This is a genomic window from Pelagibacterium halotolerans, assembly GCF_044811015.1.
GTDB classification, from domain to species: Bacteria; Pseudomonadota; Alphaproteobacteria; order Rhizobiales; family Devosiaceae; genus Pelagibacterium; species Pelagibacterium halotolerans_A.
On sequence record NZ_CP085243.1, the window covers coordinates 135479 to 152946 of the forward strand.

Here is a 17468-nt window from a genome sequence, read left to right on the forward strand (position 1 = left end):
TTAAAGTGAAGATCAGCGTCTCGTAACGACGAGTATGACTGGGGGCGTTGTGGAGAATTTTGGACTCGCATTCGATCTCGGCACGAATTCCGTCGGCTGGGCCGCTTTTCATCTCAACAGCGATATGGAACCCAACCGGCTCATCGACGCCGGTGTCCGCATCTTTTCCGATGGCCGGGAACCGAAATCCGGCAATTCGCTTGCCGAAGGGCGCCGCGTGGCGCGTGGTATGGCGCGGCGCAGGGAACGCTACAAGCGGCGCCGGCGTGCCGTGATCCGGACGCTTGCGGAATATGGGCTCATGCCGGATACACCCGAAGCACGCAAGACCCTGGTTGCCGAGACCAATGACAGGACGACGGGTGGCATCCCCTCGGATGTCTATGCGCTCCGGGCGCGGGCGCTGGATGAAAAGCTGCCGCTCCACCTTGTGGGGCGGGCGTTGTTTCACCTCAACCAGAGGCGCGGGTTTAAATCCAATCGCAAGACCGACAGACGCGACAACGAGCAGGGCAAGATCGCCACAGGTATTGCCGAGCTGCAAAAGGCGATGGACGCCGACGGTGCGCGGACGCTTGGAGAATATCTGTTCAAGCGCCGTGGTGGCGATCCGCGAGACCGGAAATGGGTACGTGTTCGCTCGCAGATCGCGCGCAACGAGAAAGACAAGGACGTCGACGCCTACGGCTTTTATCCCCAGCGCGCCATGCTCGAGGAAGAGTTCAAGCGCATCTGGGAAGCGCAGGCCGCATACTATCCTGACGTCTTCACCGAAGAGCGGCAGGCGCATCTGTTCCGTGTCATCTTCCACCAGCGCCCGCTGAAGCCGCCGAAGGTCGGCAAGTGCAGCTTCAACCCGGCCGAAGAGCGGATTGCAAAAGCGCATCCGTTGTTCCAGCGGTTTCGGCTTTATAAGGAAGTGAACGAACTCGAGATCGTTCTGCCCGATCTATCCAAGCGCAAACTTACGCTCGAAGAGCGCGACGCTCTGGTCAATCAGCTCAGATCGACGCGCGAGGCGACGTTTGCGACGCTGCGCAAGACGCTGAAACTGCCGCACGGCACGAAGTTCAACAAGGAAACCGAGAACCGATCCAAGATGAAGGGCGACGAAGTCGCCGCCGAGCTTTCCCACAAGTCACGGTTCGGGCAGGGATGGTTCGACAAGACCTTGGACGAACAGTGGGAGATTATCGGCAAGCTGCGCACCGAAGACGATCCATTGGCGCTCAATGCCTGGCTTGAGGAACGGTTCGGGTTCGATCCCGCGCGACGGGATGCGGTGGCCGGGGCTCGGCTACCCGACGGATACGGCCGGCTGGGGCCTACGGCGATGGAGACCATGCTCGACGCGCTTCAGACCGAAGTCATCTCTGAAGCCAAGGCCGCCGAGACCGTGGGATATGACCATGCATTGGCAAGAACCGGCGATGGACTCGATGATCTTCCCAAATATCAGGAGGTGCTCGAGCGCCGTATCCCGCCCGGAAGCGGCGAAGCCGACGACCCCTATGACATCCGCATGGGGCGGATTACCAATCCGACCGTGCACATCGCGCTCAACCAACTGCGGCGCGTCGTGAATGCGTTGATCCGCAAATATGGCAAGCCCGAGCGTATCGCTATTGAACTGGCACGCGACCTCAAGCTCAGCGAGAGGGAAAAGGGCCGCGTCAATGCGGAAATTCGGAAGAATACGCGCGAAGCGGAGCGGCGTTCGCACGAGCTGCGCGAAGACTTTCGTGTTGAAGACAACGGGTATAACCGCGCAATCCTCCGGTTCTGGGAGGAACTCGGTGGCGACGTGGCAAACAGGGTTTGCGTCTATTGCGGTGAAGGCATCGGCGCGGCGCGGTTGTTTTCGGGCGACGTCGATATCGATCACATCCTGCCCTGGTCGCAGACGCTCGATGACAGCCGGGCCAACCGAATTCTGTGTCACAGGCATTGCAACCGCATCAAGGGCAACCGCGCGCCTGCCGACGTGCCCGAATGGGCCGACCGCTACGATGCGATCGTCGAGCGTGCCAACAAGCTGCCGCCCAACAAGCGCTGGCGGTTTGCGCGTGATGCAATGGAGCGGTTCGCGGGTGACCGCGACTTCCTTGCCCGGCAGTTGACTGACACGCAATACCTTTCACGCATGGCCCAAGAGTACCTCGCGGCGCTCTATCCCGATGAGGAACCGGATCAGTGGGGCGTTTTCAAGCGCCGGAACCATGTGCGCATCGTGCCGGGGCGTTTGACCGAAATGCTGCGCCGGACGTGGGGGCTCAACTCCGTTTTGCCCGGTCACAACGCCAAGAATCGCAACGACCATCGGCACCACGCCATCGATGCCATCGTTGTGGGCGTGACCAATAGCGGGATGCTCAACCGGATTTCCCGCGAGGCAGCGCGCGGGGCAGACGTTGGGGCTGAGGATGCGTTGCGGCGCTTCGAGCCGCCTTGGGAGAATTTCCGGGAGGACGTCAAAGCCGTCGTCGAGCGGATCGTGGTGAGCCACAAGCCCGATCACGGCAGGTTGCCGACACGGGACAACCCAGGCAGCACCGCCGGGCAATTGCACAACGACACGGCCTACGGCTTTACCGGCGAAGAACGGAACGGCGTTCCCGTTGTCGTGCGGCGCAAGCCGTTCCTCTCGCTCGAACCCAAGGACATCGCCAGCATCCGCGACGATCAGCTTCGGCGCCACCTCGAAACCGAAACATACGGCTTGTCGGGTAAGGCATTCTCCGATGCGCTGCGGCGCATTCAGGAGAACGATCGGCGCTACAAAGGTATCCGGCGCGCGCGCGTGACCGAGGTTGTAAGCGTCATTCCGATCAAGGACAAAAATGGCAAACCCTATAAAGGATATGCCGCGGGCGGCAATTTCCGCTGCGATATCTGGGAGTTGCCGGATGGAAAATGGGATGCGGAAGTGGTTTCCGTGTTCGATGCGCACCGGTCGGACTACCGCTCGCCCATGACCGAACTCTTTCACAACCCGCGCAAGGTGATGAGCCTCCGGCAGGGCGATATGGTCGCTTATACCCACCCGGAGAACGGTGGCCGGATCATCGCACGGGTGCGCAAGTTCGATCAGCGCAACAAGCAGATCTATCTCGATGCGCACAACGAGGCCGGGGAACTCGACAAACGCCACAAGGACGAGGACGATCCGTTCCGGAATTTCTCCAAGACGCCGAATGCGCTGCGTGCCATCGAAGTCCGGCAGGTTCGCGTCGACGAAATCGGACGCGTGCTCGACCCGGGTCCCCAGGACAGAGAGAGCAGGAACGCAAGAAAGTCTAATTATTAAGGTAAACGGAGAACTAAACTTGGGGTAAGTCTGTGAATAGACCTATCCTTTGTTTATGAACCGGATTGTCGACATTGAGAGCGAGAATTTGTTTCTCTCCGTGCATCGGGGATTTCTTCTGGTGCAAGAGGAAGGCGTGGAGCGTGGACGTATCGCGCTTGACGATATCGGCGGACTTATCACCCATGCTCACGGGTTGATCTGGTCCAACACTGTTTTTACCCGTTTGGCCGAGCGCGGCATTCCCGTCGTGCTGTGCGGTACCAACCATGCTCCCGTTTCCATCGTGTGGCCGCTTGAAGGGCACCATCTCCAGGGCGCACGCATGCGAGCACAGGTTGCTGCGGGCCGGCCTTTGCAAAAGCAGCTTTGGCGGCAACTTGTCTCGGCGAAGATCAGGATGCAAGGTCAGGTACTTGCGCGAAACGGACAGGAAGCCGGGGCGTTTGCAATGCTTGCGCGCAAGGTGCGCTCCGGCGATCCGGATAATGTGGAGGCGCAGGCTGCCCGCCGGTATTGGCGGTTGCTCTTCGGCCCTGAGTTCTCCCGCGATCGTCAGGCTGGCGGCGTGAACGGGCTGCTCAACTATGGTTACACGGTCCTGCGCGCGATCGCGTCACGCGCCATATGTGGGGCGGGGCTGCACCCGACGCTCGGGATATTCCATGCCAATCGTGCAAACGCTTTTGCTCTGGCGGATGACCTGATGGAGCCGTATCGGCCCTTGGTCGATCACGTCGTCAAAGCGCTTGTTGCCGAAGGTATCAAAGAAGTTACGTCCGAAAGCAAGCGCCGGTTGGCTGCGCTTTCCACGGTGGATTTGGTTCAGAGCGAACAGGTCTCTCCGCTCGGCGTCCAGATGCAGCGCCTCGTGCATACCCTCGCGACCAGCTATGAGGGCGGCGTCGCGGAACTGGAGTTGCCGGGCAGGCTTGCGGAGGCGTCGCGGGAGCCCGGAGAGTTGGAGCAGGCGTGATGTCCCGCAACGGTGAGAATGCTGGTCTGAAACATTTAAGCGGGTATCGATTCATGTGGATGCTGGTGACGTTCGATCTGCCTGTGGAAACCAAGGCACAGCGCGCCGCGGCCACAAAATTCCGCAATGTCTTGCTTGATCTTGGCTTTGAAATGAGTCAATTTTCCAATTACTTAAGGTTTTGCAACGGCAAGGAGCAGTTCGATGCCTACGTCCGCAAAATCGAGCGGCAGTTGCCCGAATTCGGCGACGTCTTCATTTTTCAGTTCACGGACCGGCAATATGAAAACATCGTTCGATTTTCGAATCAGGGGCGCCGGGAACGACAGAAAAATCCCGAACAAATCGCGCTGTTTTAGCCTTTGGAGTCAGTTCCGCACGCGCAATGCCGCCGATTTCTCTTTTGATTTCAGAGAGATCGGCGAGCATCGAGCTTAGCAGTTCAGAAAACGCGGTCCAGCGGCAACTGGAGGTCTATGCCGGCCCCGGTCCCGATCAGCTTAGCAGTTCAGAAAACGCGGTCCAGCGGCAACGTTATAACACCGTCGAACTTCCCGCCCTCGAGCTTAGCAGTTCAGAAAACGCGGTCCAGCGGCAACCGGCTCGAGCCGATCTCGTTGCACTTGTCGAGCTTAGCAGTTCAGAAAACGCGGTCCAGCGGCAACAAAACCATCCGTTCGTTGAGTTTGCGGCTGAGCTTAGCAGTTCAGAAAACGCGGTCCAGCGGCAACGCGCGGTTCAACGCGGACATTGAGCGCATAAGCTTAGCAGTTCAGAAAACGCGGTCCAGCGGCAACACGCTCGTTGCTTTTAACTTCGTGGGGTTTAGCTTAGCAGTTCAGAAAACGCGGTCCAGCGGCAACACCGGACAGCAATTCCATGGCGCGTTCGGTAGCTTAGCAGTTCAGAAAACGCGGTCCAGCGGCAACTGTCCGAAGCCGCACTTGATAGCGAAGGGAAGCTTAGCAGTTCAGAAAACGCGGTCCAGCGGCAACGAAGGGGACCGGGATCACCTGACGTGGTGGAGCTTAGCAGTTCAGAAAACGCGGTCCAGCGGCAACACCTTTTCGCGGTCAAAGCCCATCTCGACCAGCTTAGCAGTTCAGAAAACGCGGTCCAGCGGCAACAGATCGACGGCGTGTCGCACTATATCCCCGAGCTTAGCAGTTCAGAAAACGCGGTCCAGCGGCAACGGGATGATGGTGCAGGATCGTGGACGAAACAGCTTAGCAGTTCAGAAAACGCGGTCCAGCGGCAACCGATAAGAAGTTCGGCCACAAAATGAGATTAGCTTAGCAGTTCAGAAAACGCGGTCCAGCGGCAACTCAGACCATGCTTTATAGGCGGCTCGACTTAGCTTAGCAGTTCAGAAAACGCGGTCCAGCGGCAACCCGCCGCACTCGCGGCATGTCCCGGTTTTCAGCTTAGCAGTTCAGAAAACGCGGTCCAGCGGCAACCGCTCCGGCAACTTCCTGACACGGTGAGCTAGCTTAGCAGTTCAGAAAACGCGGTCCAGCGGCAACCCAGGAGCGAAGCCATGTCTGATGTAGCGGAGCTTAGCAGTTCAGAAAACGCGGTCCAGCGGCAATCCCGCAGCATGCCCAGTGCCGTTCGCCCCGAACTACAACCCGTCATTCCGATCGTCGTCCGGCGTTTTGTTGGTGCTGCTGCGGCGCGTGCGCGTTTTGCCGGTCCTGCGCTGCACGGTGTCGATGAGGGTCCGGACATGGCTGGCGAGGGTGTTGGAGAGGCGGGTGTTGCCCGGGCCGTGGGCCTGGGTGGCGTTTCCGCGCCACAGGAGCGCGGTCGCCAGCGAGGCGCCGGTGGCGTCGCGGAGGGAATAGAGCCCGTCATATTCGCCGCGGGTGCGGTATCCGGGGACGTGGTCGTAGTGCCCGTCCGCGAGGCAATTGTGCATGGCGGCGCCCTCGGCGCGGATGGCGGCGACGGTGTCGAGGCGGTGCCAGGTGAGGGGGCCGATGGTGAGGATAGCGGTGGTACCGTCGGAGCCGGCCAGGACGGGGTGGCGGCGCTGGACGCGTTCGTGCCAGCGGCGCGCGTGGTCCACCGCCTGGGGCCAGGGGATCCGGTCGAGTTTGCGCAGGAGACGCGGGTCGTCCTCGGGGAGGGCGGCGAGCCAGCGGTGGATGGCGCGCGAGGCACGCTCGTCGGCGAACCACACGGCCTCATGGAGAGGCAGATTGCGCCGCCGCGCCATCGCGACGGCGTTGCGGCACGCGGCAATTTGCGGGGCGTAGAGCGCGTCCCAGATCTCCTCGGTGCCGGCGGGCGGCGCGATGTCCTCGGCGATCGCCCGCGCGATCCGGCCGGGGTCGGTGATGCGGATAGAGGTGAAGAGGGCATAGGCGCCGATGGCACGCCGGGCCCACCAGGTGCGTGTGCGCGGATCGGTGAGCCCGGCGCCGTCGGCGGCGATGGCGCGGAACAGAAAAGCGCGGTTGATGTAGATCATCTTTTTTTGGACTCGGCTTGGCTGCGCCGGTGCCGTTCCCCGGGGTGGTCAGGGTGCGGCATGGCGGGGGATCGACAGGGGTGGAGCGGACAGGAACCGCAAGCGGTCCCTTCCGCGTGTGTCAGTGGCGGGTCGGAGCGGTCCGGTCCGGCGGGGTGGACACGGTCACGCCGCGGCGTTCGGCCGCGGCGATGATCTCGACGATGGCCTGCCGATGGAGCACCTTGCGCTCCGCGAGCTGCGCCGCCAGCGCCGCGATGACATGACGATCCGCGATCACCATGGCCCGGACCGCGTCCATGAGCCGCCCAAGCTGCGCTTCGACCCAGGCGTAGAGGGGAAGCCCGCCGTCGTGCGGCAGCATGGCGACCGCTTGCGGCGTGACCGCAAGCTGATCGTAGAGCCCCCATCGGGTCCGCGCCTTGACCAGAAGCTCGGTCGCCGTGGCCAGGTCGCTGGCCGCGCCGGCGGTCGGGCCGTCGCCGAGCAGGGCGTCGGTGGCGCGGCCGGCAAGCGCGATTTTGACCATGGTCTCGACGGTCTCGACCGCCAGGCCGCCTTCGGGCAGTTCGGTCTGGGTGGTGCCGGCGCTCATGCCCTCGGCGATCACCGAGACCGCGGTCACGGGCGTTCCCAGCCGATGCGCGACGACGGCGTGGCCGGCCTCGTGCAGGGCGACGGTCCTGAGGCTGGGGGTGTCCTGGGCCGGGTCCGGCGCCAGCGCGGCGGCGAGATCGCCGGCCGCGAGGGCGCGCCCGGCCTTGCGGGCCCGGGCCTCTGCCGAGCGCACCGCGGCCTCGATCGCGGCGGGCGATTTGCCGATGGCCAACGCCGCGATGGCAGTGATCGCGTCCCCGGAGAGGCGGGCGCCGAGATAATAGCGCAGCACCGCACTTGCGTCTTCGGCGGTCGCGGGTGGCAGGACGGAGATACGGGTTTCCAGCCGGCCGGGGCGGACGAGGGCGGCGTCGAGCAGAGAAAAATGGTTGCATGCGCCCAGCAGCAGGATGGGTTTGCCCGAACGCCTGACGCGGTCGATCTGCATCAGCACGCCGTCGACCACGGGGATCCACCATTCGCGGGCCCGCTGGGACAGGGTGGCGCGGTCGGGCAGCGACTGCAGCTCGTCGATGAAGCCGATGGCGCGGTCCTCGGCCAGGAGGCCGTCGAAGAACTGCACGCAGGCCTGGGTGACATCGCCGAGATGGCCCTCGCGGCTGGCAAGCCAGTCGGCCATGGAGGTGCGGACAAGACGCCAGCCTGTGGTTCTGGCGAGCGAGGAGGCGAGCAGGGTTTTCCCGGTCCCCGGCGGGCCTTCGAGGACGGCGAAGCGCAGGGCGGAGGCGGCAATCGTACCGGCATCGCAGCGGGCGATCTCGGCGGCAAGATCGTCGGCCCATGCCCGCACCGGGCCGGTCAGGGGCAGGGTATCGAGGGGCGGGATATCTGCGAGGTCCACTGGAACGGCCTGCCGGTTCTCCTGCAGGCGGCGGATGCGCATTACGCAATCTGGGCCCGACGATTTTTTGCGGATGGCGGCCATGACCTCAGGCAGGCCGAGACCCACGAGATGGGTCTGCGCCAGCCCGCGCGCGCGATCCCCGGTGACCGCGGCGATGGTGTCGCGCACCAGCTTGACGTCCAGTTCCTCAATGGTGATGCGATGATCGGCCGCCGCGCGAAAACTTTCCCCCACCAGCGCGTCCGGATCGGCGGAAATGGCGATGGCCGGACTGCCCTTTGCAAGACCATCGAGCAAAATGGCGCTCTTGTCCCGGATCTTGCGGGTGGAGCCGCTTTCGGGTGCAAAGCTCTCGGCCATCACATGCCGAAAGTCCTGTTCGAGCGCCTGCTCGAGGATTGCGCACCACGAAGGGGCGGGGACCTGGATGAGTACGGCAATGGCCGGGGCGGCGGGATCGGACAGCTGTGCCATCACATCCTTGCCGAGCGCGGTCTTGACGATGAGCTTGGGCAGCACGGCGGCGGCATGCGGACGCTCGGGGGCGGCGTCTGTATCGGCGGGGGGAACCAGAAGTTCGGACATAGAGAATCTCCTCGCTGCCCGGTGCAGGAGCAGCGCTTGAACTGGCAAAAAGGAAAATGAGCCGGGTGCCGGGGCACCCGGGGGCTTCAGCGCAGGGGCAGACGGGCCGGCGGGCTCGAGGCGGCCTCGAGGTCGTCGCACACCAGGCGGTCGAGCCAGGCGAGCACCATGGCGCAGGCGGGCTCGCCGGCATCGGCGTGGCGGCGCAACCCATCGCGGACGGGCGCCGGAACGCCCTCGCGGCGGACGCGGCCCATGACCCCGAAGCGGATCGCGAGCGCGATCAGCGGCGCGGGGTCGGCAAGAAGTGCATCCTCGGGATACTGGGCGGGATTGTCGGCCTGCGCGGGGCGGGAAACCCCGGCATGGATGGCAAAAGGCGTCGTGCTGATGTCCATTGTCATCGCCTCCCGCCTATGCCCGCGCCGCGCGCTGCGCGGTCTTGCGCGCGAACCGGATCGCCACCGGTGCATCCATCGGGACCGCGTCGGGCGGCGTGCGTTTCGCCTCAGCCTCCGCTTCAAATGCGTCCGGCCCGCACGGCTTCCGTTCGTCCTGTCCGCCGGGCCTGTGACCGGCCTCGACCAGACCGGCGAAGGCGGCCTGCACGTGCGCGGAAAAGCGGTGCCGCAGATACGCCATGCCCTGCGCGGCGCCCGCGCAGCCGAGCAGGCCGTCGATCTCGCCAAGGCCGATGACGAGATCGCGGGTGTCGGAGCCGTCGCAATCGACGAGCGCGACATTGACCGCCCGGACCAGCACTTGCCGGCGGTCGGCGTGGAGCACATCGCGCAGGACCAGGCCGGCGGCAACGAGCTTGTCCTCGACCCGGCCCAGCAGCGCCTTGCCGTAGCTCAGGGTCGTGCGCTTGAGTTCGAGCACATAGGCGGTTCCGGAGTCGTGCACCGCGATGATGTCGGGCTTGTAGTGCTCGGGCGCATAGGCGCGCGGATCGATGCGGATGGCGGAGAGGCGGTCGCGGTTGTTGCTGCGCGCGGCGGCAAGCGCCGCTTCGACCAGCGGCAGGCGGAAGTCCGCCGGCATCAGCGTGAAGGCGCCGTCGGCTGCGAGCACGGCGCGCAGGCCCGCTTCGAGCAGCGCGCCTTCGACCGTGACCGCGGCGCGGGCGAACCCGGCGAGCGCGCCGAAGCGCCCGAAGGTGGGGTCGATCCGGGCGGGATCCACCGTGATCCCGGCAACGGCCTTGCGGGCGAGGGTATCGAGCGTGCCGCCGAGACCGGCAAAGCGCTCGGGCAGGGACGGACATGAAGACATAGTCAAAACGTTGGACATGCGGAATGCCTTTCAAAAAAAGCGGCATGCCAGGGAAGGGGGCAACGATCCGGAACGGACGTGACCGATCCGATCCTGCGGCGCCGGAGCGCCACGGCGGGAGAAAGACCGCAAGTCTGCGGGCCGTCACCGCCGGTGGGACCGGACGGCACGGCGGACTCGTCCCGTGTGACCGTTCGCTTTCCCTGGCGAAACCTGAAGGAAAAAGACGGTCAGAAGCGGCGCGATGCCACCGGAACGGCGCGTGCAAAACCGCCGCCCGTCACGGCGTGACGGTTGGGGATAGGCAGGGCGCATGTCGTAAAGGGGGATTCCCGCAAGGCGCGGGGCTTGGTAAGGCTGTTCATAGCCGTAGTCCTCTCATCCAGGAGTACGGTCAGGTCCTCGTCGGTGTTCCACCACCTTCGGGGACCGCCCCAAAAACATCTCGGGACGGCTTTGACCGGCCCGCGGGTGATTCCGCGGCGCCGACTGGAGGTAGGGCCGGACCCCGCCGCCGGCAAGGGCGGGGATAGCGCAAACGCTGCAAATGGTTAATGGGGTGCTGTGGCGGGAGGCGGGCACTCTTGCGCCAGGCGCCAGTGCCGACTATGTTATAACGCACGTTAGAACGCACGGGGCAAATCATGGTCGCTCTCAAAATCCGCAAGGTGGGCAACTCCCTCGGGGCCACGATCCCGCAGGACGTGGCGGCGCGTCTCAATATCAAGGAGGGTGACAGTTTGTTTCTGACCGAGGCGCCCGGCGGTTACCTCATCACCCCTTACGATCCGCAGTTCGAACGCCAGATGGATGCCGCACGTGCGATCATGAAGCGCCGGCGCAACGTTCTGCGCGAGCTTGCGAAGTAGTGCGTCCAGTCTGGCTCCTGAAGCCCGTCATGCTGGCCGTTCATGCCGAGCAACTCGCCGAACATGGCGGCTTGGCAGGCATTCGCGACGAAGCCAGGCGCGATGCGGCGCTCGACAGGCCGCGGAACCTCCTGTCCTGTGGCGAGCCGGACATCTTCGATCTTGCCGCGGCCTATGCCTTCGGGTTCGCCAAAGGACATGCTTTCGTCGACGGCAACAAGCGGATGTCGTTTGTGGCGGCCGAAGTGTTCCTGATGCTCAATGGGTATGCGTTGCGGGCAAGCGATGCTGACTGCGTGGTGACGTGGCTGGGCTTGGCTGACGGCTCGCTTTCCGAAGCGCGGCTTGCCGACTGGATGCGCGTAAATACCGAATCCGTCTCGTGAGTGGCTGAAAGCATCGCTATCCTTGGAGACTCTTCTTCAACTGCCTGGAAATCTCACCGCACTTCGCCGAATTTTGCATGTTCCAGGCTACTTTACGCGGGCTGCCCGACGCCACCAGCGGTACCTATGTCGATGCGATCGATCCGAAGTGCAATGGAATATCAAGGAACTGAATTCCACCCGTCATCGCGTATGTAACAATGTGCCGGCAGGATCTGCAGCAAAAAGAGCTGGACTTCGAGGCAATTGCGTTCAGTCGAGCAATCCGAACGCTTTGAGATCGTCGTACAGCGCGGCATAGACCCGATCCGCGTGAACGTCGCGGCGACTGTAGAACTTGCGCAAATGCGGCTGTCGCCCCAAAGCCGCAGCAATCGCTTTCCGGTCGGCGCTGTCCGGAATGTCTCCATCCAGTAGAGGGGCGATCCAGGGTGACGCCTCGATATTGCCCATGACGGTCACGTAGTCACCGACGACATTCCTGACCAGTCGATCCCGTTCGGCGCTTTGTGGAAGGGGGGCGCTGTCATCGTCCTGCAATGTGCGCAGGAATAGCCCAAGCATGAACCTCTCGGCAGGGTCCGAAAACACATACCGGCTCGGCGCATCCGTACTCTCGGTGCCGTATATGCCGCCACTTTGATCCATCCATTCTCCCAACTCGAGCAGATCGATGTCCGTCAAGGGCAGCATCGCGCAGATGCGGGGGCCAGCATCCTGCTCTCTGCATTGGCGGGTTATGTAGTTCTCGGGCGATCCGTCCAAATCCTGCGGCCAGCCGATCGCAATTTGGAGGGGGAGGGGGCCATATGCGGCATTGCTCAGATCCTCCTCCGTCAACGCCGTTGACCTATTACGAAGCGGATGAAAAGGCATAGCGCCCAAAGACCAGTGAAAAAACCCATTCATGGAGCAGTCGGCGAGCGGAATGCCGCTATAGCCGGAACACGAGATTCTGCCTTGAGATCGGTAGCCGGGCGCGATGCGCGCGGCGATTTGGCCGTACTGCTCCTCAATCACCAGGATGGGGCGGACCAAAAGTGCGGATTGCGTGGAGAACCGCTCTGTCTCATTGCCACTCTTCCACTGCACCTCATGCATACGTCGAATGGATGTGGTCAAGGAAAGACGGCAGTGATTTTGCGCATTTGGTATTCGGAAGCAGTACAACTCCTGCTGCAACCGCTCAGGTCGCTCCAAGTCGTCAATGGTGCTACCGAGCGCCGATAAAATACGGCTGTAATAGAAATGAGCCTCAGGGTCGTGCGGGCTGAAGCCATCGCTATTTGTCGCGTAAAACAAATCGATGAGCGCAGCGACATCCAGGACCGTGTGATCCACCGAGTCATAGGCAAGATGGAAGCGTGGAAGCGGATACGTGTTTTCCTCCGCGTCCTCGCCTTCGATTGAGGAGACACTGGCCGGGTCAGGCTCCCGTGATAAGAATCCTTGAAAAATCAAATCATACTTGTTCACCTGGGCCTGGACGTCGGCGCGCCAGATGCGCGGCGTCGGACCGAATGACCCGAAGTGCCAGATGGCATAGGACACCGTCATCCCGAGCATAACCAGCGATGGCAGTACATGCGAGCGCCTGTAGCCCCAGAGCGGGCCGTGCAGCCACGCTCTGGCCTTCCAGAACGGGGGCATCTTGCCGCGGCGGACATAGGCATCGTCAAGCAGTTGCACCGGTTTACGCAATACCCAGGTGAGCAGTCCGATGACAATAAAACTAAGAAACGTCAGGCCAAAGATCATAGGGCTTCAATACACAAATGTCCCGGCCAGCCCCTGGGCGAGCAGCAGGATGATCGTGAGGAAATGCCATCGCAATATCAACGGCAGAGGCTTGGCTACCGTACCGCGTCGCGGGGCAGGTGATCGTTTCGCTCCCAACAGCATGGCAACCCGGTTGAGCAGGTCGTGCCTGCCCGGAAACCGTTTGAGAAAACCCACCCCATCGCGTTGCCACTCGAAATGCCCGGCGATGAGCCGCAGCCACATCCGGTCCGGAATGCGCTGCTCGGCGGCGGTCTTGTCCAGCGCGGTCACGATAGCACGCTCGAGAATAGCCGATGCTCCCGGGGTTTCGGTAATCTCGGGATCGATCAGGCCCGCTTCCCATGTCGCCAAGTCTAAATCCCCCGCTTCGAGGCAATCAAGCAAGCGCAGAAGCGTTTCGCGTTCACCAACCTCGATGGATTGCACTGGCATGGGCATTGGGGCGCGGCGTGCCGGAGCGTCACCGCCCGGCGCATGTGCGGAGCCTGCATCCGTGTCGGGCACGGGAGGGGCTGGTTCGGGCGCGACGATCGGGGGGACGGGGGACGGTATCTGACGGCTCCCGTGTCCGCCGGGCGCTCGCGCCTCGCCTGCTTGTCGCAGTGCGGCCTGATAGGCGGATCGAAGCGCCTGAAATGCAGAAACATCGCGTTCGGAATCGATCTGTTTGAGCCGTTGCGCATAAGCGCGCCGCACGACGCGCGGATCGCTCGCGGGTTCGTCGATCCCCAGGGCCGACCACGGCCAGTCAACGGACAAGAATTGCCTCCAGACGGTTCAACTGCGCGGCAATGTCGGCCCGTTCGCTCGCGATGAATTTGCGATCCTGGCTCTCAAGCGCGAGTTCGAAACGCAAGAGCAGGTCGCGCACATACACGCGATCGTCGCCCAGGACCATCTCGTGGAGGCTGCCGATAGCCGCCACCAGGGCGACATTCTCGGCCTCCTCGCGCGGATTGATCTTGAGCGCCTCCATTTCGCGCAAGCGCTTGGCCTTTTCGGCGGGCGAAAGGGCTTGCGCCAGATTGTCGATGACGCTGGAGACCTTCATGCCCGAGGACAGTGATGTCACATCGACCGCGAGCAGGCCGCTGACATCGTAGGTGAGACGCACCTCGATGCTTTGGCTTCCGGCCGGCCCCGGCGGGACGGGGATTTCAACGCTGCCCAAATGGACGTTTTCCGATGCTCTGGCCGATTCTCCTTGAAGCACCTGGGCGACTATTTGCCGTTGGTTGGCTTGAAGCGTTGAAAAATGTGCGCTTCGGCTGGCCGGGAGAGGCGTATTGCGTTCGATGATCGGCGCGAACAGATCGTTGACCATGTGGCCCGGCCGTTGCATTGCGGAGGTTTCAATGCCCAGCGTGAACGGGCAGACATCCGTCATAACCAGATCGTCGAGATCTTCGCTGCGCGAGGCGAGGGCCGCCTGCACGGCGGCGCCTTGCGCGATCGCGAGATCGGGGTCGAGCACCTGCTCGGGAAGACGCCGGAAAACGCGCGAAGCCAGAGACCGTACGACGGGCATACGTGTCGCGCCGCCGACCAGTATGACGCGCTCTATGTCCCCGACCTCAAGGCCCGAATCGTAGAGCACCCGCTCGATTGGGCGGCGCATACGGTTGATGAGGTCGCTGGTGATGAATTCGAATGTGGTGCGGTCGAATTCGAATGTGTGATCCTTGCCGCCGACCTGCACGGTGATGGTGGTCGCCGTCTGGCTCGAGAGTGCCTGTTTCACGCGCTCGGCCGCTGCCAGAAAGCGTTCGCGCTGATCGGTCTTTGCTTTCACCCAATCAATGCCGAGCTCCTTGGCGAAATGCTCCCCGATACGCCCGGTGAAGTCCTCGCCGCCTAATTGCGCGTCGCCCGCGCTTGCGCGCACCTCCATGACGCCGTCGAACATCTCGAGAATGGTGACATCGAACGTGCCGCCGCCAAGATCGAGGACGACGAAGCGGCTTTCGCCCGCGCGGTCGAGCACGCCGGCAGCCAGCGCCGCTGCGGTCGGTTCGTTGATAAGGCGGATGACATTGAGGCCCGCGATCTCGGCGGCATCCTTGGTTGCCTGGCGCTGAACGGCGTTGAAATAGGCCGGCACTGAAATAACGGCATCGGAAACCGGTCTGCCCAGTGCAGCTTCTGCATCCGACTTGAGCGCCGCCAGAACGATGGCCGAAAGCTGTGTTGCCCCGTAGGTTTTCTTGCCGAGGCGAACCAGCTTGTTCGTGCCCATTATGCGCTTGAACCGGGCCGCTGTGAGGTCGGCGTGGCTTATGAGCCTTGCGCGAGCGGCCTCGCCAACCAGCACGGTCTTGCGATCGTCGGCCAATCCGACCACCGAGGGTGTGCTCGATTTGCCCTGCACACTGGGCAAAATACGCGGTTGGCCAGATTCATATATCGCTACGACCGAATTGGTCGTGCCGAGATCAATTCCTAAATAGCTCATAAGTTAAACTTTAGTAAATGAGTGAATGACTATTATAATTTCTGCTTGCAGTATAGGTTTTTGACCGTGAAATCATCCCTTTAGTAGGTTTGTCCTTCGTTGTCTATTGGGGTGGGTGCGAAATACCGAATCGCTGAGGCAATTTTCTAAACAGGTCGGAATCGTTGGTCGAGGCCAGCTTTGCGCGTGAAACGGAAGACAGCTTGCGGCCAGCATCGCTCACACTGGCCGAGCGGCCGCAGGTGCGGACCACTTCCGCCAGTTGCACTCGGTCGAACCGGTCGATTTCGTGCCCACGGGGATCGAAAATATCTTCCAGCAGACGAATGCAGGCATCGGCTCCCTGACATGTCCGGCGCAGGCAGCGGCCATCTTCTGGGATATCGCGCAATCCCTGCAGCAACCGCGCAACTCAATCGCCCATGGCGCTCCGTCGGGACCGCGACCTGGCTAATTGCTGGACGATGGAGGTGCCGACGCCTGACGTCCCGGTTCTCGATGTGTAACTCTACCACGAGCCTATCGGCACGCTGACCCATTTGAAGGGCGCTCGGAGGTTCTTTGCCTTTAACCAAGAATACGTCGAGAACCCGGATCAACCGCCCCTCAGCCTGTCGTTCTGGGACGACCTGGGCCGCCTCGTCACCGCCGGAACTCTTCCGATTTTAAGGGAATCAAAATCGGGCTCTAAGTCTTTGTTTTATCGCGTTTCCGGTTCGGAAACGGATGGGATTGACCGGGCCGAGGAAACAGCGGTTTCTGCGCGCGCCATGCGAAGCTTCACTTGACACAACTCGATGCGGAGCATCCCCACCCGTGGTCCCGTGGTCCCGTGGTCCCGTGGTCCCGTGGTCCCGTGGTCCCGTGGACCCGTGGACCCGTGGACCCGTAGGTCAAGCGGAGGAATCCGCCCCCTGATCCTTCAAAAGTGTCCACGCCGGGACGCCGAGGGCCTTGGCCAATCGCGAGATGTTGTCGATCGAGACGTTCCGCACCCCGCGCTCGATATCGCTCACATAGGTCCGGTTGAGCCCGGATTCGAAGGCGAGCGTTTCCTGGCTCATGGAGTTCTGCGCCCGCAACAGCCGGATGTTGCGGGCCAGGATGTCTCTCAATGCGTCGGGATGATTGCGCTTCACGCGGCGCATTGAGCCGCATGGCTCTGTGGACGGCCAAGAGATATCCTGCGGACGGAATTGCTGTTGCGATAGCGTCCGATTGGGGTCGATGCGCCGCTTACGACATAACGTACCGACCCTAAACCGCGATGCCCGGCCACGCCTTTTCGGAAGGCAACACTTGCGTCTTTGGCTCTCAGCCGCGATTATCCGAAATGCGTAACATGCTGGCCGAAAAGCGCAAAATTCGACAGGCGGCGGTTTACACAAGTTTGATTGCGCCTTCACCATGATTCCAAAGGGCTGATTCAGTGAAATCGGCGGAGGCACCGGGGTGGTTTCTCTGGCGTCGGGAGTTCGGTTTGGGGGATAGGCATGATCATGACACTGAAGGCTGTTCTCCGAGAGTGTCGATATGCCTGGATTGCCCTAGGTTTTGCGACTGCGTCGATTACGCTGGAGCCTGGACATGTGGCGTCCGCCGATACCGAGATGGCGTAGCAATGCCTGATACAAAGACATTTTGGGTGAGTTCTTTGATGGCAAGGGTTGGAAAGTGGCGCGCTTGGATTTCTATACCCCTTGTTGTTTTTCTGCTGGGGTGCTCGACTCCAGTTCTAGAGCGCGAGGTACGGAGCAACATATCTCGGATATTTGATATCGGGGATGTTATATTTTTTCACGCCACAGACACGTGTTACTTTGGAGAGTACTCTGTCTATGCCAAGTCGACCGTTGAGCCGATGCGCCCTCTAATATCAGCGGAAGAGGTGCGTACAATTG

The 17468-nt window shown here is 62.2% G+C and carries 14 protein-coding genes and 1 CRISPR repeat array; of the genes, 5 read left to right on the forward strand and 9 right to left on the reverse strand.

What is annotated here, in order from left to right:
* The first annotated feature begins 49 nt into the window (after positions 1-49).
* Genes cas9 through cas2 form a run of 3 tightly spaced genes read left to right on the forward strand, consistent with a single transcriptional unit; the run spans position 50 to position 4642 of the window.
* A complete protein-coding gene (gene cas9, locus LG281_RS00780; protein WP_404403417.1) occupies positions 50-3307 on the forward strand; it encodes a type II CRISPR RNA-guided endonuclease Cas9 in 3258 nt (1085 codons plus the stop codon).
* A 55-nt stretch (positions 3308-3362) separates the two neighbouring features.
* Positions 3363-4283 (forward strand): type II CRISPR-associated endonuclease Cas1, encoded by a 921-nt coding sequence (gene cas1, locus LG281_RS00785; protein WP_404403419.1) that lies wholly within the window; start codon positions 3363-3365, stop codon positions 4281-4283.
* Entirely contained in the window at positions 4283-4642 is a 360-nt protein-coding gene (gene cas2 / locus LG281_RS00790) for a CRISPR-associated endonuclease Cas2 (RefSeq protein WP_404403421.1), read from the forward strand. Before cas1 ends, cas2 begins: the two co-directional genes overlap by 1 nt.
* Before the next feature lie 72 nt (positions 4643-4714).
* Positions 4715-5872: a CRISPR direct-repeat array (repeat unit 36 nt; unit sequence AGCTTAGCAGTTCAGAAAACGCGGTCCAGCGGCAAC).
* Positions 5873-5904: 32 nt separating this feature from the next.
* Here the strand turns inward: cas2 and LG281_RS00795 are convergent.
* The 4 genes from LG281_RS00795 to LG281_RS00810 all read right to left on the reverse strand — a co-directional run bounded on the left by LG281_RS00795 (position 5905) and on the right by LG281_RS00810 (position 10096).
* Complete coding sequence (locus LG281_RS00795) at positions 5905-6756, reverse strand: hypothetical protein (protein WP_404403423.1); 852 nt, start codon at positions 6754-6756, stop codon at positions 5905-5907.
* A 121-nt stretch (positions 6757-6877) separates the two neighbouring features.
* Positions 6878-8803 carry an AAA family ATPase gene (locus LG281_RS00800; protein ID WP_404403425.1) on the reverse strand — a complete coding sequence of 642 codons (1926 nt, stop codon included), beginning with the start codon at positions 8801-8803 and terminating at the stop codon, positions 6878-6880.
* 86 nt (positions 8804-8889) lie between these two features.
* Positions 8890-9207: a hypothetical protein gene (locus tag LG281_RS00805; protein WP_404401347.1), complete on the reverse strand. Its 318-nt coding sequence runs from the start codon at positions 9205-9207 to the stop codon at positions 8890-8892.
* 10 nt (positions 9208-9217) lie between these two features.
* Positions 9218-10096, reverse strand: a complete 879-nt coding sequence (locus tag LG281_RS00810) for a hypothetical protein (RefSeq protein WP_404403427.1) — start codon at positions 10094-10096, stop codon at positions 9218-9220.
* A 626-nt stretch (positions 10097-10722) separates the two neighbouring features.
* Between LG281_RS00810 and LG281_RS00815 the strand changes: the two genes are divergently transcribed.
* Both LG281_RS00815 and LG281_RS00820 read left to right on the forward strand, forming a co-directional pair.
* Positions 10723-10947, forward strand: a complete 225-nt coding sequence (locus tag LG281_RS00815) for an AbrB/MazE/SpoVT family DNA-binding domain-containing protein (RefSeq protein WP_404403429.1) — start codon at positions 10723-10725, stop codon at positions 10945-10947.
* Between the two features lie 29 nt (positions 10948-10976).
* The gene (locus LG281_RS00820; protein WP_404403431.1) at positions 10977-11333 is read left to right on the forward strand and encodes a type II toxin-antitoxin system death-on-curing family toxin; all 357 of its coding nucleotides are present in this window, start codon (positions 10977-10979) and stop codon (positions 11331-11333) included.
* A gap of 252 nt (positions 11334-11585) precedes the next feature.
* On the opposite strand, the gene LG281_RS00825 is transcribed toward LG281_RS00820, so the two are convergent.
* The 5 genes from LG281_RS00825 to LG281_RS00845 all read right to left on the reverse strand — a co-directional run bounded on the left by LG281_RS00825 (position 11586) and on the right by LG281_RS00845 (position 16715).
* Positions 11586-13091 (reverse strand): hypothetical protein, encoded by a 1506-nt coding sequence (locus tag LG281_RS00825; protein ID WP_404403433.1) that lies wholly within the window; start codon positions 13089-13091, stop codon positions 11586-11588.
* A 6-nt stretch (positions 13092-13097) separates the two neighbouring features.
* On the reverse strand, positions 13098-13874 hold the full coding sequence (locus LG281_RS00830; protein WP_404403435.1) for a hypothetical protein: 777 nt from the start codon (positions 13872-13874) through the stop codon (positions 13098-13100).
* Positions 13864-15567 (reverse strand): Hsp70 family protein, encoded by a 1704-nt coding sequence (locus LG281_RS00835; protein ID WP_404403437.1) that lies wholly within the window; start codon positions 15565-15567, stop codon positions 13864-13866. The genes LG281_RS00830 and LG281_RS00835 overlap by 11 nt, the downstream gene beginning before the upstream one ends.
* Before the next feature lie 103 nt (positions 15568-15670).
* Positions 15671-15970 (reverse strand): hypothetical protein, encoded by a 300-nt coding sequence (locus LG281_RS00840; protein ID WP_404403439.1) that lies wholly within the window; start codon positions 15968-15970, stop codon positions 15671-15673.
* Positions 15971-16460: 490 nt separating this feature from the next.
* A complete protein-coding gene (locus tag LG281_RS00845; protein ID WP_404403441.1) occupies positions 16461-16715 on the reverse strand; it encodes a helix-turn-helix domain-containing protein in 255 nt (84 codons plus the stop codon).
* Positions 16716-17468 lie beyond the last annotated feature (753 nt).

Bases quoted from the DNA above. Each gene is read 5' to 3' on its own strand.
- LG281_RS00800 (WP_404403425.1), bottom strand. From the start codon at position 8,803: ATGTCCGAACTTCTGGTTCCCCCCGCCGATACAGACGCCGCCCCCGAG.
- LG281_RS00845 (WP_404403441.1), bottom strand. From the start codon at position 16,715: ATGCGCCGCGTGAAGCGCAATCATCCCGACGCATTGAGAGACATCCTG.
- LG281_RS00805 (WP_404401347.1), bottom strand. From the start codon at position 9,207: ATGACAATGGACATCAGCACGACGCCTTTTGCCATCCATGCCGGGGTT.
- LG281_RS00820 (WP_404403431.1), top strand. From the start codon at position 10,977: ATGCTGGCCGTTCATGCCGAGCAACTCGCCGAACATGGCGGCTTGGCA.
- LG281_RS00835 (WP_404403437.1), bottom strand. From the start codon at position 15,567: ATGAGCTATTTAGGAATTGATCTCGGCACGACCAATTCGGTCGTAGCG.
- LG281_RS00815 (WP_404403429.1), top strand. From the start codon at position 10,723: ATGGTCGCTCTCAAAATCCGCAAGGTGGGCAACTCCCTCGGGGCCACG.
- cas1 (WP_404403419.1), top strand. From the start codon at position 3,363: ATGAACCGGATTGTCGACATTGAGAGCGAGAATTTGTTTCTCTCCGTG.
- LG281_RS00825 (WP_404403433.1), bottom strand. From the start codon at position 13,091: ATGATCTTTGGCCTGACGTTTCTTAGTTTTATTGTCATCGGACTGCTC.
- cas2 (WP_404403421.1), top strand. From the start codon at position 4,283: ATGTCCCGCAACGGTGAGAATGCTGGTCTGAAACATTTAAGCGGGTAT.
- LG281_RS00795 (WP_404403423.1), bottom strand. From the start codon at position 6,756: ATGATCTACATCAACCGCGCTTTTCTGTTCCGCGCCATCGCCGCCGAC.
- LG281_RS00810 (WP_404403427.1), bottom strand. From the start codon at position 10,096: ATGTCCAACGTTTTGACTATGTCTTCATGTCCGTCCCTGCCCGAGCGC.